25 protein-coding genes and 1 tRNA gene are annotated in these 23,295 nt (G+C 63.7%); 13 read left to right on the forward strand and 13 right to left on the reverse strand.

All coding sequences use genetic code 11. The features are described 5' to 3' along the window. Nucleotides 1–12 precede the first annotated feature (12 nt). The 7 genes from pdxA to A9D13_RS00630 all read left to right on the forward strand — a co-directional run bounded on the left by pdxA (nucleotide 13) and on the right by A9D13_RS00630 (nucleotide 6,451). Nucleotides 13–1,029, forward strand: a complete 1,017-nt coding sequence (gene pdxA / locus A9D13_RS00600) for a 4-hydroxythreonine-4-phosphate dehydrogenase PdxA (protein WP_066768634.1) — start codon at nucleotides 13–15, stop codon at nucleotides 1,027–1,029. Next, nucleotides 1,026–1,850 (forward strand): 16S rRNA (adenine(1518)-N(6)/adenine(1519)-N(6))-dimethyltransferase RsmA, encoded by an 825-nt coding sequence (rsmA, locus tag A9D13_RS00605; protein ID WP_066768636.1) that lies wholly within the window; start codon nucleotides 1,026–1,028, stop codon nucleotides 1,848–1,850. Before pdxA ends, rsmA begins: the two co-directional genes overlap by 4 nt. A gap of 49 nt (nucleotides 1,851–1,899) precedes the next feature. Continuing rightward, a complete protein-coding gene (locus A9D13_RS00610; protein WP_066768638.1) occupies nucleotides 1,900–3,147 on the forward strand; it encodes a hydrolase in 1,248 nt (415 codons plus the stop codon). Then, a complete protein-coding gene (locus A9D13_RS00615) occupies nucleotides 3,144–4,163 on the forward strand; it encodes an arginine N-succinyltransferase (protein WP_066768640.1) in 1,020 nt (339 codons plus the stop codon). Before A9D13_RS00610 ends, A9D13_RS00615 begins: the two co-directional genes overlap by 4 nt. A gap of 16 nt (nucleotides 4,164–4,179) precedes the next feature. After that, nucleotides 4,180–5,439: an N-succinylarginine dihydrolase gene (locus A9D13_RS00620; RefSeq protein WP_373288771.1), complete on the forward strand. Its 1,260-nt coding sequence runs from the start codon at nucleotides 4,180–4,182 to the stop codon at nucleotides 5,437–5,439. A 148-nt stretch (nucleotides 5,440–5,587) separates the two neighbouring features. Next, nucleotides 5,588–5,797 (forward strand): hypothetical protein, encoded by a 210-nt coding sequence (locus A9D13_RS00625; protein WP_066769137.1) that lies wholly within the window; start codon nucleotides 5,588–5,590, stop codon nucleotides 5,795–5,797. Nucleotides 5,798–5,824: 27 nt separating this feature from the next. Beyond that, complete coding sequence (locus A9D13_RS00630; protein ID WP_066768643.1) at nucleotides 5,825–6,451, forward strand: DUF2238 domain-containing protein; 627 nt, start codon at nucleotides 5,825–5,827, stop codon at nucleotides 6,449–6,451. Nucleotides 6,452–6,464: 13 nt separating this feature from the next. Here the strand turns inward: A9D13_RS00630 and A9D13_RS00635 are convergent, their stop codons facing one another. From A9D13_RS00635 to ahcY, 3 genes are all read right to left on the reverse strand, one after another. Further along, the gene (locus A9D13_RS00635; protein WP_066768646.1) at nucleotides 6,465–6,728 is read right to left on the reverse strand and encodes a hypothetical protein; all 264 of its coding nucleotides are present in this window, start codon (nucleotides 6,726–6,728) and stop codon (nucleotides 6,465–6,467) included. A 65-nt stretch (nucleotides 6,729–6,793) separates the two neighbouring features. Then, complete coding sequence (locus tag A9D13_RS00640; protein WP_066768649.1) at nucleotides 6,794–7,006, reverse strand: cold-shock protein; 213 nt, start codon at nucleotides 7,004–7,006, stop codon at nucleotides 6,794–6,796. Nucleotides 7,007–7,287: 281 nt separating this feature from the next. After that, nucleotides 7,288–8,706 (reverse strand): adenosylhomocysteinase, encoded by a 1,419-nt coding sequence (gene ahcY / locus A9D13_RS00645; protein ID WP_066769141.1) that lies wholly within the window; start codon nucleotides 8,704–8,706, stop codon nucleotides 7,288–7,290. A 301-nt stretch (nucleotides 8,707–9,007) separates the two neighbouring features. Between ahcY and A9D13_RS00650 the strand changes: the two genes are divergently transcribed. Further along, on the forward strand, nucleotides 9,008–9,487 hold the full coding sequence (locus tag A9D13_RS00650) for a peroxiredoxin (RefSeq protein WP_066768651.1): 480 nt from the start codon (nucleotides 9,008–9,010) through the stop codon (nucleotides 9,485–9,487). Between the two features lie 925 nt (nucleotides 9,488–10,412). Here A9D13_RS00650 and A9D13_RS00660 read toward each other — a convergent pair. The 4 genes from A9D13_RS00660 to A9D13_RS00675 form a co-directional block, all read right to left on the reverse strand. Further along, the gene (locus tag A9D13_RS00660) at nucleotides 10,413–12,008 is read right to left on the reverse strand and encodes a phospholipase D-like domain-containing protein (protein WP_066768655.1); all 1,596 of its coding nucleotides are present in this window, start codon (nucleotides 12,006–12,008) and stop codon (nucleotides 10,413–10,415) included. Nucleotides 12,009–12,072: 64 nt separating this feature from the next. After that, nucleotides 12,073–12,558, reverse strand: a complete 486-nt coding sequence (locus tag A9D13_RS00665; RefSeq protein WP_066769145.1) for a hemerythrin domain-containing protein — start codon at nucleotides 12,556–12,558, stop codon at nucleotides 12,073–12,075. Between the two features lie 74 nt (nucleotides 12,559–12,632). Then, complete coding sequence (locus tag A9D13_RS00670) at nucleotides 12,633–13,409, reverse strand: molybdopterin-binding protein (RefSeq protein ID WP_066768658.1); 777 nt, start codon at nucleotides 13,407–13,409, stop codon at nucleotides 12,633–12,635. Further along, nucleotides 13,406–14,107, reverse strand: coding sequence for a cytochrome b/b6 domain-containing protein (locus A9D13_RS00675; protein ID WP_066768660.1), 702 nt, complete (start codon nucleotides 14,105–14,107; stop codon nucleotides 13,406–13,408). Before A9D13_RS00675 ends, A9D13_RS00670 begins: the two co-directional genes overlap by 4 nt. Nucleotides 14,108–14,340: 233 nt before the next feature. On the opposite strand from A9D13_RS00675, the gene A9D13_RS00680 reads away from it, so the two are divergent. Next, nucleotides 14,341–14,417: transfer RNA gene (locus A9D13_RS00680), tRNA-Arg, on the forward strand. Nucleotides 14,418–14,505: 88 nt separating this feature from the next. Here A9D13_RS00680 and A9D13_RS00685 read toward each other — a convergent pair. Beyond that, on the reverse strand, nucleotides 14,506–14,955 hold the full coding sequence (locus A9D13_RS00685; protein ID WP_066768662.1) for a (deoxy)nucleoside triphosphate pyrophosphohydrolase: 450 nt from the start codon (nucleotides 14,953–14,955) through the stop codon (nucleotides 14,506–14,508). 113 nt (nucleotides 14,956–15,068) lie between these two features. On the opposite strand from A9D13_RS00685, the gene A9D13_RS00690 reads away from it, so the two are divergent. Then, nucleotides 15,069–15,260 carry a Flp family type IVb pilin gene (locus A9D13_RS00690; RefSeq protein WP_066768669.1) on the forward strand — a complete coding sequence of 64 codons (192 nt, stop codon included), beginning with the start codon at nucleotides 15,069–15,071 and terminating at the stop codon, nucleotides 15,258–15,260. A 132-nt stretch (nucleotides 15,261–15,392) separates the two neighbouring features. Further along, complete coding sequence (locus A9D13_RS00695) at nucleotides 15,393–15,566, forward strand: Flp family type IVb pilin (protein WP_066768671.1); 174 nt, start codon at nucleotides 15,393–15,395, stop codon at nucleotides 15,564–15,566. Between the two features lie 131 nt (nucleotides 15,567–15,697). Here the strand turns inward: A9D13_RS00695 and A9D13_RS00700 are convergent, their stop codons facing one another. The 5 genes from A9D13_RS00700 to A9D13_RS00720 all read right to left on the reverse strand — a co-directional run bounded on the left by A9D13_RS00700 (nucleotide 15,698) and on the right by A9D13_RS00720 (nucleotide 21,388). Beyond that, nucleotides 15,698–17,215 carry a M48 family metalloprotease gene (locus tag A9D13_RS00700; protein ID WP_229665536.1) on the reverse strand — a complete coding sequence of 506 codons (1,518 nt, stop codon included), beginning with the start codon at nucleotides 17,213–17,215 and terminating at the stop codon, nucleotides 15,698–15,700. A 162-nt stretch (nucleotides 17,216–17,377) separates the two neighbouring features. Next, nucleotides 17,378–18,337 carry an acetyl-CoA carboxylase carboxyltransferase subunit alpha gene (locus A9D13_RS00705; protein WP_066768673.1) on the reverse strand — a complete coding sequence of 320 codons (960 nt, stop codon included), beginning with the start codon at nucleotides 18,335–18,337 and terminating at the stop codon, nucleotides 17,378–17,380. Between the two features lie 48 nt (nucleotides 18,338–18,385). Continuing rightward, nucleotides 18,386–19,288: a tyrosine recombinase gene (locus tag A9D13_RS00710; protein WP_066768675.1), complete on the reverse strand. Its 903-nt coding sequence runs from the start codon at nucleotides 19,286–19,288 to the stop codon at nucleotides 18,386–18,388. 4 nt (nucleotides 19,289–19,292) lie between these two features. Beyond that, nucleotides 19,293–21,212 (reverse strand): hypothetical protein, encoded by a 1,920-nt coding sequence (locus A9D13_RS00715; RefSeq protein WP_229665535.1) that lies wholly within the window; start codon nucleotides 21,210–21,212, stop codon nucleotides 19,293–19,295. Further along, the gene (locus tag A9D13_RS00720; protein ID WP_066768677.1) at nucleotides 21,209–21,388 is read right to left on the reverse strand and encodes a hypothetical protein; all 180 of its coding nucleotides are present in this window, start codon (nucleotides 21,386–21,388) and stop codon (nucleotides 21,209–21,211) included. Before A9D13_RS00720 ends, A9D13_RS00715 begins: the two co-directional genes overlap by 4 nt. A gap of 105 nt (nucleotides 21,389–21,493) precedes the next feature. Between A9D13_RS00720 and A9D13_RS00725 the strand changes: the two genes are divergently transcribed. Beyond that, nucleotides 21,494–22,144, forward strand: a complete 651-nt coding sequence (locus A9D13_RS00725) for a shikimate kinase (protein WP_373288770.1) — start codon at nucleotides 21,494–21,496, stop codon at nucleotides 22,142–22,144. Beyond that, nucleotides 22,141–23,259, forward strand: coding sequence for a 3-dehydroquinate synthase (gene aroB, locus A9D13_RS00730; RefSeq protein ID WP_066768680.1), 1,119 nt, complete (start codon nucleotides 22,141–22,143; stop codon nucleotides 23,257–23,259). Before A9D13_RS00725 ends, aroB begins: the two co-directional genes overlap by 4 nt. Nucleotides 23,260–23,295: the final 36 nt, after the last annotated feature.

The following is a 23,295-nucleotide window of genomic DNA, read 5'->3' on the forward strand; positions in this document are numbered from 1 at the left end:
AAGGGCGAGCGCATGGCAATTGCGCCGCTGGCCATCTCCATCGGAGACCCCGCTGGCATCGGGCCGGAGCTGATCGCGCGCATCTGGGACATGCGGCGCGCAGATCCGATGCCCGATTTCGCCTGCGTGGGCAGTGCCGCGCTGATGCAGGCGGCCGCGATGAAGGATGGCATCGACCTGCCCGTGGCGCGCATTTCCACGATGGCAGAAGCGCGTGATGCTTTTGGCGAAGCGTTGCCGGTGATCGACCTTGCCGATGTCGACTACACGCCCGGCCGCCCGAGCGAGGCCGGGGCCAGCCTCGCACTGGCCGCGCTCGACCGCGCTTCGGCATTGGCGGTCAGAGGCGAGGCATCTGCCATGGTCACCGCCCCCATTGCCAAGGCGGAGCTTGCCAAAGTCGGCTTCAACCATCCCGGCCAGACCGAATTCGTGGCCGAGGCCTGCGGCATTCCCGCCGAAGACGCGGTAATGATGCTGGCCGGCCCCTCGCTCCGGGTCGTGCCGCTTACCGTGCATGTGGCGCTGGCAAAGGTGCCCTCGCTGCTTTCGACCGAACTGATCGTGCGCCGCACCGCCATCGCCGCCCGCGCGCTGCAAAGCGACTATGGCCTGTCGTCGCCGCGCATCGCACTCACCGGCCTCAACCCCCATGCAGGCGAAGATGGCCGGATGGGGCATGAGGAGGCCGAGATCATCGTACCCGCTGTCCGGCAATTGCAGGCGCAAGGCTTCGCCGTGCGCGGCCCGCTGCCTGCCGACACCATGTTCCATGCCGCCGCGCGGGAGAAATATGATCTCGCCGTGTGCATGTATCACGATCAGGCGCTGATCCCGCTGAAGGCGCTGGATTTCGATCAGGGGGTGAACGTGACGCTTGGCCTGCCGATCATCCGCACCTCGCCCGATCATGGCACCGCTTTCGACATTGCGGGCACAGGCCGCCCCTCGGTGGGGCCGATGCTCGCCGCGATCCGCATGGCGGGCGATTGCGCCGCGCGCCGCCACGCGAACAGCTACGCGGCATGACCGGCGCCACCCTTCCCCCCTTGCGCGAAGTGATCGCCACGCATGGCCTTTCCGCATCGAAAGCGCTGGGCCAGAACTTCCTGTTCGACGAACAATTGCTGGACCGCATCGCTGCCATCCCCGGATCGCTGGAAGGGCATGACGTGCTGGAGATCGGGCCCGGCCCCGGCGGCCTTACCCGCGCCCTGCTGCGCGCAGGCGCGAATGTCACCGCGATCGAGATGGACCGCCGCTGCCTTCCCGCTTTGGCAGAGGTGGAGGCCGCATTCCCCGGCAAGCTGCGCGTGATCGAGGGGGATGCGATGGGGATCGACCACGATAGCCTGTTCCCCGGCCCCTACGCGGTTGCCGCGAACCTTCCCTATAATGTCGGCACCGCGCTCTTCACCCGCTGGATGGGGGCAGAGGGATGGCCGCCCAAGTGGACTTCGCTTACGCTGATGTTCCAGCAGGAGGTCGCGCAGCGCATCGCCGCGCAGCCAGACACCGGCGCCTATGGCCGATTGGCCGTGCTGGGCCAGTGGCGCGCCCATGCGAAAATCGCGATGAAGGTGCACCGAAGCGCCTTCACCCCGCCGCCCAAGGTGATGAGCGCCATCGTCCACGTCACCCCCGGAGAAGCTCCGGAAGGCGTGTCGATGAAAGTGCTGGCGCGCGTAACCGAGGCCGCCTTTGGTCAGCGGCGCAAGATGCTGCGCCAGTCGCTGAAGGGCGTGCCCGGCGCGCTCGAGGCGCTGGAGAGGCTGGGCATCGAATCCACCCGCCGGGCCGAGACCTTGACCATTGACGAGTTCGTCGCGGTGGCCAAAGCCCTGTCCTGATCGCGCCATGGGTGGATATTCGGGACCGACCGCACTAGATCGGTTTCGAATGCAACAAGCACAGACCACAGCGATCACCCCCGAACAATCCGCCATGCTGGACGCGGTCGATGCCGCGCGCATGCTGGAGCGAAGCTGCGAGTGGAGCCGCCTCAACACCGGCACCGCCAATCTGGAGGGACTGGCGCGGCAGGCCGACATGCTGGCCGAATGTTTCGCCATGCTGCCGGGTGAGGTCCGTCTGGAAGATCCCGGCCCGGTGTCGGCCATTGACGCGAGCGGCGCGGAGATCGCATTGCAGCGCGGCCAGCACCTCGTCCTCTCCGTGCGCCCCGACGCGCCGCGACGCGTGCTGCTGACGGGCCATATGGACACGGTGTTTCCAAAGGACAGCGCGTTTCAGGACATCTCTGAGATTGAACCCGGCGTCCTCAATGGCCCCGGCCTTGCCGACATGAAGGGCGGCATCGCGGTCATCGCCGAAGCGCTGATGGCGTTCGAGACCAGCTCGCTCGCGCCCCAGCTCGGCTATGACGTCATGATCAATGCGGATGAGGAAGTGGGCAGCCAATCCTCCGCCGCGCTGATCGAACGTCTGGCCAAGGGCAAGCATGCCGCGCTGACCTATGAACCGGCGACCGCGCCCGATGGCACTCTGGCAGGTGCGCGCGGGGGTTCGGGCAATTACTCGGTCACCATCAAAGGCCAGTCCGCCCATGCCGGGCGCAATCCGCAGGACGGGCGCAACGCCATTGTCGCGGCCAGCGATCTCGTGCTGCGGCTGAAACAGATGCAGAGCGCCGAGATCCCGATCAACCCGGCCAAGATCGAGGGCGGCAGCGCCAATAATGTCGTGCCCGACCATGCGGTGCTGCGCTTCAACATCCGCCCCAAGAGCCGCGAGGCCGCCGCCGCGTTCGAGGCCGCCCTGCCCGCGCTGCTGCAAGAAATCGAAACCGAGCACGGCGTTTCCGCCCATCTCCACGGCGCGATTTCCCGCCCGCCCAAACCGATCGATCCGGCCGCTGCCAGCCTGTTTGCGCTGGTCGATGACAGTTCGCGTGCATTGGGCCTTGTCGCCGGGCGGCGCGACACGGGCGGGGTTTGCGATGGCAATAATATCGCCGCATGCGGGGTGCCGGTGGTCGATACCATGGGCGTGCGTGGCGGCTCGATCCACTCGCCAGAGGAATTCCTGATCGTCGAATCGCTTGCCGAACGCGCGCGCCTGTCCGCACTGGTGCTGCACCGCATTGCCGCGGGCGAACTCGCCGCCGTGCTGGGAGAGCTGACATGACCCATATCATCCGCCCCTCCCGCCTTGACGATCTGGAAGCCGTTTATGAGATGGCGAAGCTGACTGGCGGCGGCTTTACCAACCTGCCGCCCGACCGCGACGCGCTGACCGCCAAGCTCGAGGCCAGCGCCACTGCCTTTGCCCGCCCGATGGACAGCGGTTTCGGCCATGATTTGTTCGTGCTGATGCTGGAGGATGCGGAGACCGGCAAGGTACGCGGTACCTGCCAGATCTTCAGCCATATCGGCGGCGAACTGCCGTTCTATTCCTATCGCATCGCCATGCTCACCACGCATAGCCGCGAACTTAATCGCACCTTCCGCAACAAGATGCTCAATCTCGTCACCGACCTCGAAGGCTCCAGCGAGGTGGGCGGGTTGTTCCTTCACCCCAATGCGCGCGCGGGCGGGCTGGGCCTGCTGCTGGCGCGCAGCCGCTATCTGTTCATCGCCATGCACCGCGCGAAATTCGGCGAAAAGCTGCTGGCGGAACTGCGCGGCGTGGTCGATGCACAGGGGAATGCGCCGTTCTGGGATGGCGTGGCGGGCCGGTTCTTTGGCATGAGCTTCCGCGAGGCGGACGAGTTCAATGCCCTGAACGGCAACCAGTTCATCGCCGACCTCATGCCGCGCAACCCGATCTATGTCTCCATGATCAGCGAGGAAGCGCGCGACGCCATTGCCGTGCCGCATGAAACCGGCCGCCCCGCGATGCGCATGCTGGAGGCCGAGGGCTTCGCATTCGAAAACTACGTCGATATCTTCGACGGCGGCCCCACGATGATTGCCCGCACGGACCAGGTGAAGACCATCGCGGACACGCAGACCACCACTCTGGCAGGCACGGAACCGACCGGATCGACCCGCGCTTTGATCGCGGCAGGCGAACTCACTGATTTCCGCTGCGCCATGGGCCGTGCCGAAATGCTGGAGGACGGCACACTGGCGCTCAATGCCGAGACTGCGGCAGCGCTCAAACTTTCCCCCGGCGACACGCTCTGCTGGGCGCCCCGTTAAAACCAAGGACGAGATAATGCTGCGCGAAATCAACTTCGACGGGATTGTCGGGCCGACGCATAATTATGCGGGCCTCAGCCTCGGCAATCTGGCGGCCACGCGCCATGCAGGCAACACCGCCTTCCCGCGTGAAGCTGCGCTGCAGGGCATTGCCAAGATGCGGCACAACATGGGGTTGGGGCTGGCGCAGGGGTTCTTCCTGCCTTTGCCGCGTCCAAATATGGCGTTTCTAGACGACATGGCGGCAAGCGGAGATTTCGATCCGGCTTTGACCGCGATGGCATGGTCGGCCAGTTCGATGTGGACGGCCAATGCCGCCACGGTCAGCCCCGCCCCCGATACGGCCGACGGGCGCTGCCATCTGACGGTCGCGAACCTCGTCACCATGCCGCATCGCTCTATCGAATGGCCCGGCACTTTGCGGCAGCTGCGCACCGCCTTTGCCGATGAAGCCCATTTCGCCGTGCATGGTCCCGTGCCCCCGACATTTGGCGACGAAGGCGCGGCCAACCATATGCGCATGGGCGCATCGCACGATGACGCCTGCACCGAGATCTTCATTTACGGACGTCCCGGTGGCCGCTTCCCCGCCCGCCAGCACGAGCAGGCCTTTCGCGCCATCGCCCGCCGCCATGGCCTCGACCCGGCGCGCTGCATCTTTGCCGAACAGGCACCCGAAGCGATTGCCGCCGGTGCCTTTCACAACGATGTCGTCGCCGTCGCCAATGAAAACGTGCTGTTCTGCCACGAACAGGCATTTGCCGACCCGGCGGCGCTTTACGCTGCGATCCGCGATCAGGTTACCGGCGCGCAGATCGTCGAGGTTCCGGCCGCTGCGGTCAGCCTTGAGGATGCGATTTCGAGCTACCTCTTCAACGCGCAGCTGCTGACTTTGCCAGCCGAAAACTCAGGGGGCGTGCAGGCGCTGATCGTGCCGACCGAAAGCTGGGAGCATCCGAAGGTACGCGCTTTTCTTGACGACATGCTTGCCGGCAACGGCCCGATCCGCAAGGTGCTGCCGGTGGACGTGCGCCAGTCCATGGCCAATGGCGGAGGCCCGGCCTGCCTGCGTTTGCGCGTGGTTGCAGATCCGGCCACTGTCGACCCGCGCTTCCTGCTGACAGGCGAAAAAGCCGACCTGCTGGAATCCGTCATCGCCGAGCATTGGCCCGAGACGATCGCCCCTGCCGAAATCGGCAGTGACGAGCTGACCGTACGGGTAATCGCCGCGCACAAGGCGCTCCGAAATGCGACAGGTCTTAACGAATTAGGTTAACGCTTTTGCCGGGAACCGAAGTAAAGCTTACCAAGTTCTTAACACGAGGATTCGCCCCACCGCCGTAAGGAGAACCACGACCTTGATCGCCGCCAAACTCAGGAAGCTGGGAAGGCTTTTCGTCATCAAGACGAAGATCGAGGCTTACATGGTCATCTACGCCCTCGGGCTGGGCGCGGCGGAGCGTGGCACCCATTACCTCGAAGTCTATCCCGGCTATGGCGGATATCTGCTGTTCGCGGCCTGCACCGGCTCGGTTTTCATGGCAGGTGCGAAAATGCTCGACTGCCTGAAGTTTGAGAAGAAGGAAGCCGATTCAGCGCAACCGATGCCGGTCGAAAGCGAACGCGCTTCCTGACCGGACTGCAGCGCGCTAGCATGCGTCATGCGATCCGCGCCGCCCACCCTGATCATTCTGACCATTGCATGGCTCTTGGGCCTGATCGCGTCGGGCTGGATGCCCTATGACCGCGCGACGTGGTGGATGGAGGTCGCGCCTGCGCTGATCGCGCTCCCGGTGCTTTGGGCTACGCATCGCGCATTTCCGCTGACCATGCTGGCGCTGGTGCTGATCGGCCTTCACGGCCTCGTGCTGATGCTGGGCGGGGCCTACACCTATGCACGCGTGCCGATCGGGTTCGAGGTGCAGGACTGGCTTGGCCTTGCTCGCAATCCCTATGACCGCTTCGGTCATTTCATGCAGGGTTTCGTCCCCGCAATCGTGCTGCGTGAACTGCTGCTGCGCCTATCCGCACTCCGGCCCTGCTGGCTCTGCGCCGTGCTGGTCGTCGCCTGCTGTCTTGCCGTCAGCGCAGCTTACGAGCTGGTTGAATTCGGCGCAGCCATGGCGCTGGGCCAGGGGGCGGACGAATTTCTCGGCACGCAGGGGGATCCGTGGGACACCCAATGGGACATGCTGATGTGCCTGATCGGAGCAATCACGGCGCTTGCGCTGCTGACCCGCCTGCATGACGGCCAGATGCGCGGCCTGCCGTCAACGGGCGCAGGCTGAACCCCGAAGCGGACTAATCGATGGTCCGCGCATCGGCCTCGGCTGTCGCTTCTGCTAGTGCTTCTGCCTCTGCTTCCGCTTCTGCTTCACGGCGAGCGGTGCGTTCCTGCTCCGCCTTGTGGCGCTCGGCCAGCACGCGGCTTGCCTGATCGGCCAGCTTGCGCCATGTTTTTTCGGCGCGAAGATTGCGGTCGCGCACGTTGTCGAGGGTTGCCTTTTCCGCCTCTGCGGCAGCTTCGCGGGCACGCGCGTCATAGAATTCGAAGGTCTGGCTCATGGCAACTCCGGCAAGAGGGGTGAGCGCCCCCGTACCCGCTGAAGGGCACGGAGGCGCTGCATCAATCAGTCGGCAGCCGACAGGTTGACGGCGCTGGCCTTGCCATTGCGGCCCATCTCGACTTCGTAGTTCAGGCGCTGCTCCTTATCGAGCGAGTGCATGCCAGCGGCCTGCACGGCCGAAATGTGCACGAAGCTGTCAGCCGAACCATCGTCGGGCTGGATGAAGCCGTAGCCCTTGTCGGTGTTGAAGAATTTTACGGTGCCGGTCTTCGACATGATATGTTCCTTTCAAGAACGTAAGGTTGCCGCACCGCGAACATCGCGGCACGGTCGTGCGTAAAGTCGTCCAATGAAAGGAAGTCGCCGTCTAAGTTACGCCGGTGCTGCGTGGCAACGAAAGGCGGTCGTCAAATGCCGAAGTCCGTCGCAAAATTCGACGTCAGCATCGGCCTTCTAGCAAACTAAAGCTGTTTGCGCCAATTTATTCGGGCCTGCCATTTTCAGCTCTGGCCCCGGTGCCCCGGCCGCCCCGTCAAAGGGCGACCGGAGATCACGCATCAGTAACGGTAATGCTCGGGCTTGAACGGCCCTTCGACCGGCACGCCGATGTAATCGGCCTGGCGCTGCGACAGCTTGGTCAGCTTGACGCCCAGCTTGTCGAGGTGAAGCGCCGCGACCTTCTCGTCGAGGTGCTTGGGCAGGATGTGCACCGCGTTCGAATATTCGCCTGCCTTGGTGAACAGCTCGATCTGCGCCAGCGTCTGGTTGGTGAAGCTGGACGACATCACGAAGCTCGGGTGGCCGGTGGCGCAGCCCAGGTTCACGAGGCGGCCCTTGGCCAGCACGATGATCTGCTTGCCATCGGGGAAGGTGACGAGATCGGTGCCCGGCTTCACTTCCTTCCACTCGTAATTGTCGAGCGCGCTGATCTGGATCTCAGAGTCGAAGTGGCCGATGTTGCACACGATCGCCATGTTCTTCATGGCTTCCATGTGCTCGCCCTTGATCACGCCTTCGTTGCCGGTGGCGGTGACGAAGATGTCGCAGCGCTGCACGGCCTCTTCCATGGTGACGACTTCATAGCCTTCCATCGCGGCCTGCAGGGCGCAGATCGGATCGACTTCGGTTACCATCACGCGCGCGCCGCCATTGCGCAGCGAATCCGCGCTGCCCTTGCCGACATCGCCGAAGCCGGCGACGCAGGCGACCTTGCCGGCCAGCATCACGTCGGTGGCGCGGCGGATCGCGTCGACCAGCGATTCCTTGCAGCCATAGAGGTTGTCGAACTTCGACTTGGTGACGCTGTCGTTCACATTGATCGCGGGGAACGGCAGCTTGCCGTTCTTGGCGATGTGATACAGGCGGTGGACGCCGGTGGTGGTCTCTTCCGACACGCCGCGGATATTGGCGACGGTCTTCATCAGGTAACCGGGGTGCTTGGCGACGAAAGCCTTCAGCGCGCGCTGCATCTCGATCTCTTCGGCGTTTTCGGGATCGGGCATGGTTTCGCCCGCATCCAGACGCGCGCCCCACAGGGCGAACATGGTCGCATCGCCGCCGTCGTCGAGGATCATGTTGGCGGTAAGGCCGCTATCGTCGCTGGCGCCCCAATCGAAGATCTTGCCCACGTAATCCCAGTAATCGGCCAGGCTCTCGCCCTTCACCGCAAAGATCGGCACGCCGCTTGCGGCCATGGCTGCGGCAGCGTGGTCCTGCGTCGAAAAGATGTTGCAGGTCGCCCAGCGAACCTCTGCGCCCAGCGCGACCAGCGTTTCGATCAGCACGGCGGTCTGGATCGTCATGTGCAGCGATCCGGTGATGCGCGCGCCCTTCAAAGGCTGCGCCTCGCCATATTCGGCGCGCAGGGCCATCAGGCCCGGCATTTCGGTTTCGGCGATCGCGATCTCGTCCCGGCCGTAATCGGCGAGGGAAATGTCGGCAATGACGTAATCGTGTTCGGCTGCGGCGGTGGCCAAGGCGAAGCTCCTGTCAAAATTCTCGTTGTGCATGTCCCGGACGCAGGGTGAGCGTCCATGCTCGTGCCGTGGTGCCTAGCGTTTCTGGGCCGTGAGGGCAAATATAAAGGAAGCTTTATATCCTTTTGCGTCATGCTGCCCCGCGACCGCGACGGATCGCGGTGAGTGCGCGCCCATGGAAGTCGCCACCATTGAAAAGCGCCGCCCATTGAACACCGGACCCGCGCACCCTAGCTTGATCCGCGAACACCGGGGCCAAAGCGGCGCCGGTGCCATACGAAAGCCGAAAGGATCCCGAGACATGAGCATCAACAAGGGCGACAAGCTTCCCGACGTCACTCTGATCAAGCCGACCGCCGATGGCCCGGAAAAGGTGCAGAGCGCCGAATATTTCGCAGGGAAAAAGGTCGCGCTTTTCTCGGTTCCGGGTGCCTTCACCCCGACCTGCTCGGCCAAGCACCTGCCGGGCTTCGTCGAAAAGGCCGACGATCTGAAGGCCAAGGGCATTGAGGAAATCGCCTGCACCGCGGTCAACGACCCCTTTGTGATGAAGGCATGGAACGACCGTGACGGCAGCGAGGCGATCACCATGCTGGCCGACGGCAATGGCGATTTCGCGCAGGCGCTGGGCCTGACCATGGACGGTTCGGGCTTTGGCCTGGGTCAGCGCGGTCAGCGCTGGTCGATGGTGATTGACGACAACACCATCACGGAACTGAACGTGGAAGACCCCGGCGCATTTGAGAAGTCGAGCGCGGAATACATGCTCGGCCAGCTCTGATCGCTTCGATCGACTGACATGCAAAGGGGCGCTCCTGACGGGGCGCCCCTTTTTCGTTGGGGCGCGCCATTCGATGGGCAGCCGTCACCCTGCACGGGCGGCCAAGGTGACATAAGTGACATGTCCTACAGATGGCGTCACCCGGCCGAAACCCGCAGAAACGCTGGGCCTCCATGGGTCAGGGTCACACATGGCTGCAAAAGGGAAAATTCAACGGATGACAAAGAGCCGGGCGCGTCAAGACGCCAGCCTGCGTCATGGCCGATATAACCGGCGTAGGACAATTAAATCGGACAGGCAGGCCGAGCTGAGAGCGACGGGCCCGCAAGTGCTATTCGACGCGCCAACTGCGGATCTGCTAATGCCGCGGCAGCTTTCGGGCTTGTGGATTTTCCCCGCTTATGACCGAAACGGGGTGGGATGCTGCCGTAAGCCACATTCCCTCAGTCGCAGTTATATCCGGATGCGCCTGGCGCTTTGCAAATTATGTAGCCGCCTTTTTCATTCGGCCGCAGGCGAAACCGAAAGCTGATATCATCACGGAACTGAGTGTGCCCAAAATATCGAACGGGGATCACGCTCTCTGGCAGGTCCCCTACTTCGACGTTTGACACGTGGAAATTGGCAGAGAACCAGCCATGACCAAGTAAGTCATTGGGATCGAATTGAATGGGGTCACTCGTCAAGTTTTCGAGTTTTCCAACCGCTACAACGTCAGTTGGGGGTAGCGGTTGATCTGAAGGTGGCGCCCGATCGGCTATGTTGGTGCAGCCGGTCAGCAGAGTAATCGCAATCATAAAAGCGGACCGAGAACACCTTCTTTGCATCTAATTATCATGCCCCTTGAGACTTTTCGATCAACGTCCGCAATCGGTCGTTAACAGACAGTCCGCTTTTGTCTTAGCCAGCCCAGAAACGGTCGCCCTCAGTGTGGCCGCCGCAGCCGCCTGAAGAGGCCGTATCGCTTCTTTTCCTTTTTCGCGCCGACGATGGGTTCGAAGAAGTCATCCGGGTGTTCGGGATCGAGCCATTCCTGATCGGCGAGGTGCTTCTCGATGTCGTTCATCTCCAGCGGCGGCAGGCGTTTCAGGCGGCGGCCGGGCTGGGGGTGTTGTTCGATCAGCGCGTGCATCGATCCGTATTTGTGCAGCAGCGGCTCCACCTCCTCCAGCTCAAGGCCCAGATGTTCGGCCAGCAGGGAATGGCGGATGCGGGTGATGGCAGGCTCGATCCCGCGATTGGCGGGGCGCGTGGCATCGACCAAAAGGTCGCATTCGCTGTCCAGCCCCAGCGAGCGATTGTTCATATTGGCAGAGCCGACTTTCAGGATCTCGTCATCCACGATCATCAGCTTGGCATGGACATAGATGGGGCCATCGCCCGTCGTATGCGGCACGTAATGGCGCATCTTTCCGGCCTTGTCGAACTTCTCGATACTGGCAATCAGCCGGGCGCGCGCGGTGTCCATCGCTGCCTGCTCCAGCCAGCCATCGGCGAAAAGCGGGCCGACGATGACGATTTCCGGCGGGTTCTCTTCCTTCATCCGCTCCACGATCGCCTCGGCGATCTTGCGCGAAGCGAAATACTGGTTTTCGGCATAGATGAACTTTTTCGCACGCTTGATCAGGTCGAGATAGAGTGTCTCGATCTCGTTGATCGGGGCGATATCCTTGTATTCGGCGCGGGTGCGGGCGATGCCGATCTCGATATCCTCGAAATCGGCCTCCAGCCCTTCGGGCCAGATCGAATGCGGCTGCGTTTCCAGCGGCGGAATGTAATTGCCGCCCGCGATCTGCCAGCGCTCGCGGCCCAATTCGTCCAATGCAGTGGCGACCTCGCCCTCCACCAGCATCGTCATGTCGTGCCATGGCATGTATTTGCGCCCGCCCGGCGCGCGGCGCAGGCGGTCGCCATGGCGATGCAGACGCGTGTCCCAGCGGTCTGCGGTCATGTCGATGCCGCCGCACACGGCAAAGCGGTCGTCGATGATCACGATTTTCTGGTGATGGCTGCAGCCGACCGGATGGGCGGAATCGAATTTGAAATCGATGCGGTGGTTTTTAAACCAGCGCCACATGTCAAACACCATGGATCCGCGCAGGAACATCTTGATCGCGGCGAAATTCCATTTCAGCACGCGGATCTTGAGGTCGGGATTGAGCTTCGTCAGCCAGACGATGAAAGCGCCGAGCCTGCGCGGCGGGTGGTGGCGTTTGAAGACGTTGAACCAGCTGCGCCCGCGCCCCAGCGCGATGCGCGTGTCGAAATCCCAGCCGATCAGCATGATGCGGCGCTGCGCCTTCATCATCGCCTGCTGCATCAGGCTGAAATAATCAGCGGCGTCGATCACGACGCGGGCACGCGCGGCATGTTCGTAACGCCAGATGCCCGGCTCCACGCTGCGCGGTTCATGCGCGGCGGGTTCGGCCAGGTTTTCCTCATGCGTGTCGGGCCGCGCCACCCCGCGCCATGGCGGGGTGGTCTGCGGCCCGGCATTGTTCTCGTTCCCGTCGCTCGTCAAACTCGCCTCACTTAATCAATAGGGCAAAGCGGGTCAGTGCCGAGCGCCTTGCGGGAGCCCGAGGTTACTCCTTCGCGTCCTCCATGGCGACGGGGGTCACTTCCGCCTCCTTGAATTCCTCGCGCTTGCGGCGCTCGAACACCTTCTTCATGTACGCAAGGTCGTCCTCGTCGAGATATTTTTCGTAATCGGGGAAGTTCTCTTCCTCTTCCTCGTCGATATGGTGGTTGTAGCGGTGCTCGAGGTGGTCGAACTTCGACTTCCACGCGCTCGACGACATATCGGTCGCGGCAAGGTCGTCGAGCATGTCCTCGATCTCCTTGTGCTCGGCAACCGAATGACGGGTCTCGTCATTGGTGTCGGGCTTACGGAGCATGGTCGAGTAAAGCGCCATTTCCTCGGCGGCGGCGTGGCTCTTCACTTCCTTGGTGAATTCCTCGAGCAGCGCCTTACGCTCCTCGCTCTCCCCGCTCGTCTGCGACATCTTCTTCAAAAGCTCGCGGTGCTTGTTGTGGTCTTCAATCAGTCGGTCGAAAATCTGATGGGCCATTTCTGTCTCCTTTGCAGGTTCAACAGCCCAGCCCGCGCCCGGTTCCTCTTGCACATGGATCGCAGCAACGGGCGTCAGATCCCGGCGTACCAGTCGTAACCGATGCGGTCCTCCCAATATCCGCCCTGCCCCTGCCCGATGGGTTTCAGCGAAGGCACGATCTCGATCCCCGTCACATATTTCGCATGCTTATAGCCAAGCTGCCGCTCCACGCGCAGCCGGATTGGCGCGCCATGGGCGACGGGCAGCATCTCTCCGTTCATGGCCCAGGCCAGGATTGTCTGCGGGTGGAACGCGTCGATCAGGTCGATCGATTCGTAATAGGGCGTGCCGCGATACAGATCGGCGCAGCGAAACACCGCATAGCGCGCGTCGCTCTTCAGCCCCGCCGCCTTCAAAAGGGTCGCCAATTGCGGCCCGTGCCATTTGCCGATGGCGCTCCACCCCTCCACGCAATCATGGCGGGTAATCTGGGTACGCGCGGGCATGGCGCGCAGTTCAGCGATGGAGAGGGACATGGGCCTGTCGACCCTGCCATCGATGGTGAGCCGCCAGTCGGCGAACCCGTTCGCCACATGGGCGGCATAATCGGGGGTGCCGGGATCGCGCGTGCCATTGGCGCGGAAGCGGGGCGACATCTGCGCTTCGCTATATTCCCGCGCCAGCGCATCGCGGTCCATCAGCGCGCGCTGCAGCCCCATATTGATCTTCTCGCCAGAGAACAGGATGGAGCGCCCCGTCTCGCTTTCCTGAAACGCGTCACAGCCGGTCAGCACCGTGCCCGCCATGCCGCCGATCAGGGCGCGGCGGGTGAGGCTGGCCTTATCGCCCGGGTTTTTCTTGTCGCTCATGCGCCCTCTCCCCGCTTTTCGGCTGGCACGCGCCATTTGCCGGTGATCATGGACCGGATCTCGTTGATCGGGCCTGCCAGCACCACCAGCAGCAGGTGCACGACGATGAATGCGACCACCAGCCAGCAGCAGATGAAATGAATGCTCCGCGCGCTCTGCCTGCCGCCAAACACGTCCAGCAGGAACGGGAACGCCGCGTTCATGCCCGGCGACATGGTGAGGCCGGTGAACACCAGCAGCGGCAGCACAATGAAGATCACGCCGACATAGGACAGCTTCTGCAGGATATTATAGGCTGCCGGATTGTCGGCATCGTGAAAACGCAGTTTCAGATGCGCCCTGACGTCGGCCCACAAATGACGGGGCGAAACCTCGCGCGCGCGGATGCGCAGGTCGCGGATGACGTGACCGTTCATCAGGCTGAGCAGCATGAACAGGGCGAGGTTGAACGCGAACAATAAGGCAAAGGTCAGGTGCCAGCGCCGCGCAAGGGCGAGATTGTAATCGGTCGGGATCGTCATCCAGCCGGGAAAGCGCGGCGGATCGAGCCACGAAGGATCGTAGTTCGCGCCATAGATACCCCAATACAGATGCGCATGCGCGTTGGAGATCATCAGCCCGCTGCCGATCATGATGACGATGGCGAGCACGTTGACCCAGTGCCAGATCCGCGTCGGCAGCCGGTGGCGGCGAATCATTTCGCCCGCTCGGGCGGAGGGGCGGGCACCCCCGTATGATTCGTCTTCGGCCAAGATGCTCTCCTTATGGGCGCGTGCCCCGTGCATGATACAGCCTAGAGGGCCGCGCGGGATACGTCACCCCAACGCAGTTCGCCCCGGCTGGAGCCAAGAAATCTGAAAACTTTCTTAGAAAGGGCATTTCAGGGGGTTGCCAGAATCGAAACCCACCCCTATTTGGCGCCCTCCAGAGCGCGCCCGTAGCTCAGCTGGATAGAGTACCTGACTACGAATCAGGTGGTCGGAGGTTCGAATCCTTCCGGGCGCGCCAACTACCCCGCTCCTCTTTGACTAGAGGGGCGGGGTAGTTGCTTTCTGGGCCCCCGATCGCCTCGATATCAGGCCGCTTCCCCCGAAAATCAGTCGCGCCCCGCCGCAAACCCCGCCTGTAATTGCGCCAGCAGTCCGCGGTCGAGCGGCGCGAGATCGAGCGAATCGGCCCTGTCGATTTCGACCCAGCCGATTCCCCCACCCTCCAGCGCGGCGGGAATCCCGTCCCAGATTCGGCAGGTGTAAAGCAGCAATACAATTGCGCGCGGTCCGTTTCCGGCTTCGCCGCCCCGCATTTCATGCACGAAACCGACCGGGCTCAGGGCTTGCACCGCGATCGTGACACCCAGCTCCTCGGCCAGCTCGCGCACCAGCGCCTGATCGGGCATTTCGCCCGGATCGACCTTACCGCCGGGAAATTCCCACTTGTCTGCCAGATGCTTACCCGGCGGACGGCGATGCATCAGCACGCGCCCTTCCCCGTCCAACAGCGCGCCCGCGACCACCAGCATCGGCATCTCGGCCCCCGCTTCAGCCATGGATCTGGATGAGGGTGTCGGTGCTTTTTTCAGTTCCGGTGACGCCATCAACTAAATTTTAATCCCTCGGGCACATTTTCAATATCGGACCACATGAGGAGGCCCGTTCGACAATGCGAAACACCATTGCAGATCTTTGCCAAGACGAGACCGGGGCGACTGCCATTGAATATGGCCTGATCGCTGCGCTTATCGCCATTTCGGCAATGTCGGCAATCAGCGCCTTCGCTGACTCGACGATCTTCATGTGGATGTCCGTTTCTAGCAAGACCCTGGATGCTTCGGGCAACGCGGCTTCGGCCTAGTTTACGAAAAATTCAGTGTTTTCGCATAGGAAGCAAGTGGCTTGATCCAGACTTTGGGGGCACCGGAATTATTTCCGCCAAACAAGGAAAAAGCTGGGTGAACGTAACGTAATTTTGACCAGGAGACCTACCATGAAGCTTTTCAACGAAATCCTGAACGACGAATCCGGCGCGACCGCAATCGAATACGGCCTGATCGCTGCTCTGATCGCCGTGGCTTGCATCACCGCACTGACCGCTGTTGGCAACTCGCTGTCGAACACCTTCGACGAAGTTGACACCAGCCTCGCCGGTGCGACCGCCTAAGTCGTTCTGACTTCAGGTTACTGAGCGGAGGGGCGGCAGGAAACTGCCGCCCCTTTGTGCTGGTTGGCCCTGCGATATGGGGGGCGGCAGTTGGGGGGCGGTCGGTCAGGGACCTGCCCCCTTTTCGCATATCAATAGGTGACGATCTTGACCTTCTGCCCGGCCTGCAGGGTCGAATTGGTCGTAAGCGAGTTCAGGACGAGGAAGCGCTCCAGCTTGTAATCGTCATAGGCCATGCGGTTGGCGATGCCCTGCAGCGTGTCGCCCGATCTTACGGTTATCACGTCGATCTTGCGCGCCTTCACCGCCGATGCTTCGCTGGCCGAAATCCGGCGCATCGATGAATACATCGAATTGAAGATACCCGCGTTCCCAGCCTGGGTGATGGTGACGAAATGCACCGCCTGGCTACTGGAAAGCTCATAGGCGAAAACCGTTACATCGACCTGACCATTCCCGGAATTGACCCGCGCGGTGCCATAGGCGGCGGGAAGACCGTTCACCGTGGTCTTGCTGACAGAACTTGGCTGGATCTGCTGCTGCGAATCGCCCGTGACATCGGCGAATGCGGCACTCACATAGCTGTCGAGATTGCCGGAATAGGCACGGCTGGTCAGCTGCCCCTTGCCCGACTGGCCGCTGATCGACACCGCCTGCGTGCCGTTCACGAGGAAATAGCCATTGGGCGCCTGAAACGCGAATCGCATCACCGGATGGATGAAGCTGCCGCCATCGACGATGCCTTGCTGCGGATCATCGCCATACATCATGCCATCGATGGCAGTCAGGAAAGCATCGCGATTGAGCGTCGTGCCGGGCATGCCCTGCGCATCCTGCCGCGCCGCCGAAACGCGGCTGGCGGGGTCGGGGTGGGTGCTGGCCCATTCGGGGACCTGATTCGATGAACCCATCATCTGCGCGTCGAGCGCATTCTGCTGGGCAAGGCTTTGCAGCACGGTCGACATCGCTATCGGGTCGTATCCCGCACCCGACAGATAGGCGATGCCCAGATCATCGGCCTGCGATTCCTGGCTACGCGAATATTTGAGAGTGAGAAGCTGCGAACCCTGCATGGCGAGCTTCTGGCCCGCCTGCCCCAATGCCGAATCGCCCAGCAGCACGCCCGACAGGATCGCACCCACCGCGCCCAGGATCGAATTCTGCTGCGCCGCCTGCTGGCGCTGCTGCGAATGGCGGGCAGCGACATGGCCGACTTCGTGGCCCAGCACGCCGGCAAGCTCAGCCTCGTTATCCATCAGCGCGACAAGCTGGCGCGTGGTGTAGATATAGCCGCCGGGGATGGCGAAGGCATTATTGACGTTGGAATTGAGCAGGGTCACCGTATAGGCGTCGCTCGCATTGGCGAGGCCCGACTGCATGGCGATGCGCTTGCCGACGCGTTCGACGTAATTGGCCTGCGGCCCGCTATAGGCCCCGCCGAATTCAGCCAGAAGCTGCGGATGGGCCTGTGCCCCCTGCTGGCGTTCGGCCGATGACATGGTCGGCGCCTGACCCGGCGTGACCGGCGCGGTTGTCGCGCCCACACAGCCTGTCAGCGCCATCGCCAGCGCACCCACGGAAGCCAGCGCCCCTCCCCTGCGGATACGGGTTCGGGCGTTCGAATGTCGCATTTCGTTCTGGCGGTTCATCGGGAGCGGCTCCTCTTGCTCTTGTGTTCAGGCAGGGGCCATGGCGCACATGCGCCCGCATGCGAATGCGGGCGGCGCCATTAGTCCCCAGTGACCCATAGAACAGGAATATGAGCGGCTTTGTTCCCGAACCGGCCGTGAACGGCAGGTCGAACGCGCGGCTTAGAAACTCTCGCCGATCTTGAGGAAACGCTCCGCCCGGCGGCTGCGCAGATCGGCCGCATCAAGGCCCGAAAGCCCCGCCAGCTCTTCCCGGATCGCAGCGCCCAGCCCCAGCGCGGTCGCCGCCGGATCGCGATGCGCGCCGCCCAGCGGTTCGTTCACGATGCGGTCGATCACGCCCAGCTTCTTCAGGTCCTGCGCCGTCACCTTCATGGCTTCGGCCGCTTCGGGCGCCCTTTCGGCAGTGCGCCACAGGATCGAGGCGCAGCCTTCCGGCGAGATCACGGAATAGACGGCGTTTTCCAGCATCAGCACGCGTTCGGCAGCCGCCAGCGCGACCGCGCCGCCCGATCCGCCTTCACCCACGATGGTCGCGACCATCGGGACCGGCAGGTCAAGGCAGGCCTGCGTCGCGCGGGCGATGGCCTCGGCCTGTCCGCGCTCCTCCGCCTCGATCCCCGGAAACGCGCCCGAGGTATCGACCAGCGTGACGACCGGCAGGCCGAAACGCCCTGCCATCTCCATCAGGCGTGCGGCCTTGCGATAGCCTTCGGGCTTGCCCATGCCGAAGTTGTGCTTGAGCCGCGACTGGACGTCATTCCCTTTTTCATGCCCGATCAGCATGACCTTGGGCCCGTCCTTCAGCGTGGCGAAGCCACCCAGGATCGCTTGGTCGTCGCCATAATTGCGGTCGCCGCCCAGCGCGACGAAATCGTCGCATAAATGCGCGACGTAATCGCGAAAATGCGGGCGCTGCGGGTGCCGGGCGACCTGCGTTTTCTGCCAGGGGGACAGGTTGCGATAGATCTGCGCCAACTGCGCGGACGCCTTTTCCTCAAGCCGTGCGACCTCGCCGTCGATATCGACATCGACATCGCCCTTTGCGGCGGTGTCGCGCAGCGACTTGATCTGCGCTTCCAGCTCGGCCAGCGGCTTTTCGAATTCAAGATAGGAAATCATCGCCTCGCGCTAGCCTCACTCGCCGCGCTGGGCAAGAGGCTGCGGCCATTACCCCCGTGCGAGCGGGTGGCGCTGGTTCACCAGCTGCACCAGCCGCGCGGCATCGACATGGGTGTATATCTGCGTTGTCGAGATATCGGCATGGCCCAGCAATGTCTGGAGTACGCGCAGATCCGCTCCGCCCTCCAGCAGATGGGTGGCAAAGGCATGGCGCAGCACATGCGGGCTGATCGCCGATGGCGGAATGCCGGCCCGTCCGGCCAGCGCCTTCAGCAGCTGGAACAGGCGAACCCGGCTGATATGTCCGGTGCGCGACGGGAACAGGTAACGCGCCCCCTTTTCACTATTCGCTGGCACGACGCGCACCGCCAGCCAGCGCGACAGCGCCTGCCGCGCGCGGGTAGATACCGGGACCATGCGCTGTTTCCCGCCCTTGCCCGTGATGGTGAGCAGCGGCGCATCGCGCGGAACGGCGGCCATGGGCATCGACACCAGCTCTGTCGCGCGCAGGCCCGATCCATAAAGCATTTCGAGAAGCGCGAGCATCCGCACCGCTTCGGGCTTTTCGCTTTGTGCTTCTTCTTCGGCCGTCGCGAACAGGGTCTCGACCTGCGCGTGAGTCAGCACCCGGGGCAATGGGCGGCGGGTTCGCGGGCGCGGCAGGGCGTCGGACGGGTCATCCTCGCGCAGCCCTTCATCGACGAGGAAACCGAAGAATTGCCGCAAGGCCGAACAGCGGCGGGCAAGGCTGCTGGGCGCAAGCTCCGCCCATTCGCCGCCAAGACCCGAGAGCGCATCGCCATCGGCATGAACGAGATCGGGAACCGCCTCCCTCGCCGCATCGAGATCGCGGCGATAGGCGGCCAGCGTATTCAGCGCCGCGCCGCGCTCTGCCGCGAGATGGGCGATGAATTCGTCGATCACGGCCCGCGTCGTGGGTGCCGCGTTCATGGGCTTATCCGCGCGCGACCGCCTCTGCGGCGATCATGCGGGCCTCAGCCTCAAGCCCTGCGGCATTGAGGGCGGAGACGATGTGATAGAGATGCAGCGGCGTCATTTTTTCCCAGCTCGACCCCTGCATGCCAAGCCCTGCGAGATAGCTGACCAACACGCGGTTGCGACGATCCCCTGCGCGCGAAATCGCGCGGGTCCACGCGCTCTGGCGGGCAAGGTCGAAACCCATCACGCCCGACAATTCACTCACCTTCGCATCGGTCATGCGGCCAAGCCCGGCAAGACCGGCAACAAGGAACTGCGATTTCCTCTGCCCGTCGGAGGGATCCTCGTCCATGAAGCTGCGCACCGCGCTTTCGGCGATCAGCCCATCGCTACCGGGCGAAGCGACAGCAAGCTGGGCCCAGCCCAGCGACCCTTCCTCCACCACGCCTGCCCAGCGCATCGCATTACGATCAAGGCCCGCTGCCAGCATGGCCGCGATCAGATCGCCCGCGTCATCGGCGTAATCGGCCGCCACCGGCATGCGCGCCGCGGCATAGGCGGTCAGCGCGATACGGCCATAGCGGCCAGCTTCGTCGCCATCGGCCCAGATGTCCTGCAGCGCGGCAATGCGTTCCGCCCCGGTGCCGACATAGGCTTCGCGCAATTGCACGGCGCGCGTGGCGGCATCGCCCGAAAGCTCTGCATCGTCATAGATCTGCGCATAGAGATCGACCATCGCCGCGCTCGACAGCAGGCCGCGCCCGCCCGCGACATCCGCAGCCGCAGCGCGCTGCACGATGCCGACCGACGGCGAAATCGCTGCCATCAGCAGGTAAGGCGAACCGCTCTTCGCCATCAGCCCCTCGGGGATTTCGGCCCCGGTGGCCGTCGCCAGCGAAAAGCGCCAGGGGGTGAGATTCTCGACCTCCTCCCACTCCAGCGTGACGGCGCGGCGCTGCTGCCCCGCGGCGCCTGCGAATTTCTGGGCGAGCAGCGCGTCGAACTGCCCCTCGCCGCCGCGGCGGACCATGCGCTCGATCCGGTCCATGCCGCCGCTTTCGCCCGAATAGGTCGAGCAGATGCCGCGCAGCAGGTTCCAGTTGTCAGTGTCCCGGTCTGCGCCGAACAGGCGAATCATCGGGCAGGTGCCGATGAAATCGCCGCTGCCGATATAAGCGCCATAGGCGGCATCGATCATCGGCGGCGTGTAATTCGCGGTGTCGACCTCCTGCACCATGGCGCGCGCGATCTGCGCCTCACCCATGCGGTTGAGGAGAGCAGCGCGCAGGGCGGCAAATTCCACCCCGTCCATGCCGGCCGGCGCTTCCATCCGGCTCGCCAATGCGCGGCGCAGCAGTATATGGCCCCAGCGCGAAACCAGCGGGCCTTTCGTGCCTGCCAGAACATTGCGCACGAATGCGGCGCGCGTGCCCGAGAGCGCGTCATTGCCCATGCCGCCTTCTTCTGCATCCAGCAGGCCGACGCGCGCGGTCGAACGGCGGGCGGCAGGCGGAATGTCAAAGCTGGGCTTGAGACCGAGAAGCTCGTCGAGCTCGTCGGTGTCCATCTCGTCCAGCTCCTCGATCGAGGGGAGCCGTTCGAGCAGGCGGCGCGCGGCCTCGGCCCGGCTCAGGGTCGGGCGCTCATCCGCGGGGCCTTCGGGCAGGGGCTGGACGACCGGCTGCGAGGAGCCGCCCGTATTGCCATCCGGGGCGGGTACCGGCGCGGGACCGGGCGTGGGTGTCGTGGTCGGTCGCGGCGCGGGGCGCGGCGCGGGCGTCGGGCGCGGCGCAGGGGCCGGAGCGGGGGCCGGAGCGGGCGCGGGATCGTCGAAACCGGGTGGCAGCAGCGATTCGGGCGCCTGCTGCGCCATCACCATCGCGACCGGGGTCACGGCGACCGCAGCGGCCAGCATCAGGCGCGTTCGCATCTTCATGCCCGGCCCTCCAGATTGTCGCTTGTCCCGGAAATGGGAATATCCTTTTCGATCAGGTGCTTTTCCTCATACCCGCCATCGGACCAGGCATAAGCCAGCAGCCCCGCCAGCAGCAATGCCAAGGCGAGCCAGACATATTTCTTTCGCGTGCTTCGGGGAGAAATCACCGTCACCATATCAATTGCTTTGCGCGTATCCCATCGCCTCGGGGCCCGTCCGGATCGAAGCGGCAGCAAGGGCGCGCTTGCATGACGGGTTAGCCCAACTATAGGCGTGGCTCAATGACGCAAGGACGCAATTCACCGCCTTCCGCGGCACAGGCCGGCGAGAACGCATCGGGCGATGCGCCCTTTGCCCCTGCGCCGCCGATGCCCGATGCCGCCGGGTTGGCGAAGCTGGGCGAGATGATCGACCGGCCCGTGGTGCTGGTGGGGCTGATGGGCGTGGGCAAATCCACGATCGGCAGGCGGCTGGCGCAATCGCTGGGCACGCCATTCGTCGATGCCGACGATGCGGTGGTGGAAGCGGCACAGATGTCGATCCCCGAAATCTTCGAACGTTTCGGAGAGGCCTATTTCCGCGACGGTGAACGCCGCGTGATCGCCCGCCTGATCGAAGACAGCCAGAACCGCCCCTATATCATCGCGACCGGCGGCGGCGCCTTTGCCGATGACGAAACGCGCGCGCTGATCCTCGACAAGGCATACGCCATCTGGCTCGACAGCGATCTCGACACCCTGGTCGAACGCGTCAGCCGCAAATCGAACCGCCCGCTGCTGAAAGGCAAGGATGCGCGCAGCGTCCTCGCCGATCTCATGGCAAAGCGCGGCCCCGCCTATGCCGAGGCGCCGATCCGCGTCGTCAGCGATGGCGGACCCCAGACAAACAGCGTCGCGCGCATCCTTGCCGCGCTTGAGGAGCACCTGACATGAACGCCGCCGTTTTTCCGGTTTCGCTTGCCGGTCGCAGTTACGAGGTGCGCGTGGGCACCGGCCTCTTGGCAGGACTGGGGCATCAGGCGGGCGCTCTCTTGCGCAAGCCAGTCGTGCCGGTGGTGACGGACGAAATCGTCGCCTCGCTCTGGCGCGATACGCTGGATGCGTCGCTGGCTGCCGTGGGCAAGAAGGCCAGCTGGCTCGTGCTGCCCAGTGGGGAGGCAACCAAGAGCTGGGCGAACCTTGAAAAGGTCTGCGATTTCCTGCTGGCCGAAGGGGTCGAGCGGGGCGACCACATCGTCGCGCTGGGCGGCGGAGTGATCGGCGACCTCACCGGCTTTGCCGCATCGGTGCTGAAACGCGGCTGCGGCTTCATCCAGGTGCCGACGACCTTGCTGGCGCAGGTCGATAGCTCGGTCGGGGGCAAGACCGCGATCAATACGGCGGCGGGCAAGAACCTGATCGGCGCATTTCATCAGCCGGGCCTCGTGCTGGCCGATATCGACGTGCTGGCCACACTGCCACCGCGCGAACTGCGCGCAGGCTATGCCGAGGTGGTGAAATACGGCCTTATCGACGATGCCGATTTCTTCGACTGGTGCGAGGTGCATGGGCCCGACATGCTGGCAGGCGACGAGGAACTTCGCACCGAAGCCGTACGCCGATCGGTGGAGGCCAAGGCCCGCGTGGTGGCGCAAGACGAGCGCGAGACGACGGGCGCTCGCGCCTTGCTCAACCTTGGCCATACCTTCGGCCACGCGCTGGAAGCGGAACTGGGCTATTCGGGCCGCCTGCTGCATGGCGAAGCGGTCGCTATCGGCATGGTGCTGGCCGCGCGCTATTCCGTCCGCCGGGGCGAAATGCACCGCCAAGACGCAGAGCGCATCGCCGCCCATTTCCGCAGCGTCGACATGATCGCCGATGTGGCCGCGCTGGGGCTGGATTGCGACGGGCGGCGACTGGCCGATCACATGCTGCATGACAAGAAGATGGACGCGGGCACACTGCCGTTCCTGCTGATGCGCGGGATCGGGAAAACCTATCTGGCGAAGGACGTGGCGCTCGATGATGTCGCGGAGTTTCTGGATGCGGAGCTTAAGCGCGAGGTTTGAGGGGATTGCTGCACCCTTCCCGCAGAGCCTGACCGT

The organism is Croceicoccus mobilis, from assembly GCF_001661965.1.
Taxonomy (GTDB): Bacteria; Pseudomonadota; Alphaproteobacteria; order Sphingomonadales; family Sphingomonadaceae; genus Croceicoccus; species Croceicoccus mobilis.

Excerpts from the sequence above, each read along its gene's own strand:
- pdxA (WP_066768634.1), top strand. The coding sequence starts at position 13 with ATGGCAATTGCGCCGCTGGCCATCTCCATCGGAGACCCCGCTGGCATC.
- rsmA (WP_066768636.1), top strand. The coding sequence starts at position 1,026 with ATGACCGGCGCCACCCTTCCCCCCTTGCGCGAAGTGATCGCCACGCAT.
- A9D13_RS00610 (WP_066768638.1), top strand. The coding sequence starts at position 1,900 with ATGCAACAAGCACAGACCACAGCGATCACCCCCGAACAATCCGCCATG.
- A9D13_RS00615 (WP_066768640.1), top strand. The coding sequence starts at position 3,144 with ATGACCCATATCATCCGCCCCTCCCGCCTTGACGATCTGGAAGCCGTT.
- A9D13_RS00620 (WP_373288771.1), top strand. The coding sequence starts at position 4,180 with ATGCTGCGCGAAATCAACTTCGACGGGATTGTCGGGCCGACGCATAAT.
- A9D13_RS00625 (WP_066769137.1), top strand. The coding sequence starts at position 5,588 with ATGGTCATCTACGCCCTCGGGCTGGGCGCGGCGGAGCGTGGCACCCAT.
- A9D13_RS00630 (WP_066768643.1), top strand. The coding sequence starts at position 5,825 with ATGCGATCCGCGCCGCCCACCCTGATCATTCTGACCATTGCATGGCTC.
- A9D13_RS00635 (WP_066768646.1), bottom strand. The coding sequence starts at position 6,728 with ATGAGCCAGACCTTCGAATTCTATGACGCGCGTGCCCGCGAAGCTGCC.
- A9D13_RS00640 (WP_066768649.1), bottom strand. The coding sequence starts at position 7,006 with ATGTCGAAGACCGGCACCGTAAAATTCTTCAACACCGACAAGGGCTAC.
- A9D13_RS00650 (WP_066768651.1), top strand. The coding sequence starts at position 9,008 with ATGAGCATCAACAAGGGCGACAAGCTTCCCGACGTCACTCTGATCAAG.
- A9D13_RS00665 (WP_066769145.1), bottom strand. The coding sequence starts at position 12,558 with ATGGCCCATCAGATTTTCGACCGACTGATTGAAGACCACAACAAGCAC.
- A9D13_RS00670 (WP_066768658.1), bottom strand. The coding sequence starts at position 13,409 with ATGAGCGACAAGAAAAACCCGGGCGATAAGGCCAGCCTCACCCGCCGC.
- A9D13_RS00675 (WP_066768660.1), bottom strand. The coding sequence starts at position 14,107 with ATGATTCGCCGCCACCGGCTGCCGACGCGGATCTGGCACTGGGTCAAC.
- A9D13_RS00685 (WP_066768662.1), bottom strand. The coding sequence starts at position 14,955 with ATGGCTGAAGCGGGGGCCGAGATGCCGATGCTGGTGGTCGCGGGCGCG.
- A9D13_RS00690 (WP_066768669.1), top strand. The coding sequence starts at position 15,069 with ATGCGAAACACCATTGCAGATCTTTGCCAAGACGAGACCGGGGCGACT.
- A9D13_RS00695 (WP_066768671.1), top strand. The coding sequence starts at position 15,393 with ATGAAGCTTTTCAACGAAATCCTGAACGACGAATCCGGCGCGACCGCA.
- A9D13_RS00700 (WP_229665536.1), bottom strand. The coding sequence starts at position 17,215 with ATGAACCGCCAGAACGAAATGCGACATTCGAACGCCCGAACCCGTATC.
- A9D13_RS00705 (WP_066768673.1), bottom strand. The coding sequence starts at position 18,337 with ATGATTTCCTATCTTGAATTCGAAAAGCCGCTGGCCGAGCTGGAAGCG.
- A9D13_RS00710 (WP_066768675.1), bottom strand. The coding sequence starts at position 19,288 with ATGAACGCGGCACCCACGACGCGGGCCGTGATCGACGAATTCATCGCC.
- A9D13_RS00715 (WP_229665535.1), bottom strand. The coding sequence starts at position 21,212 with ATGAAGATGCGAACGCGCCTGATGCTGGCCGCTGCGGTCGCCGTGACC.
- A9D13_RS00720 (WP_066768677.1), bottom strand. The coding sequence starts at position 21,388 with ATGGTGACGGTGATTTCTCCCCGAAGCACGCGAAAGAAATATGTCTGG.
- A9D13_RS00725 (WP_373288770.1), top strand. The coding sequence starts at position 21,494 with ATGACGCAAGGACGCAATTCACCGCCTTCCGCGGCACAGGCCGGCGAG.
- aroB (WP_066768680.1), top strand. The coding sequence starts at position 22,141 with ATGAACGCCGCCGTTTTTCCGGTTTCGCTTGCCGGTCGCAGTTACGAG.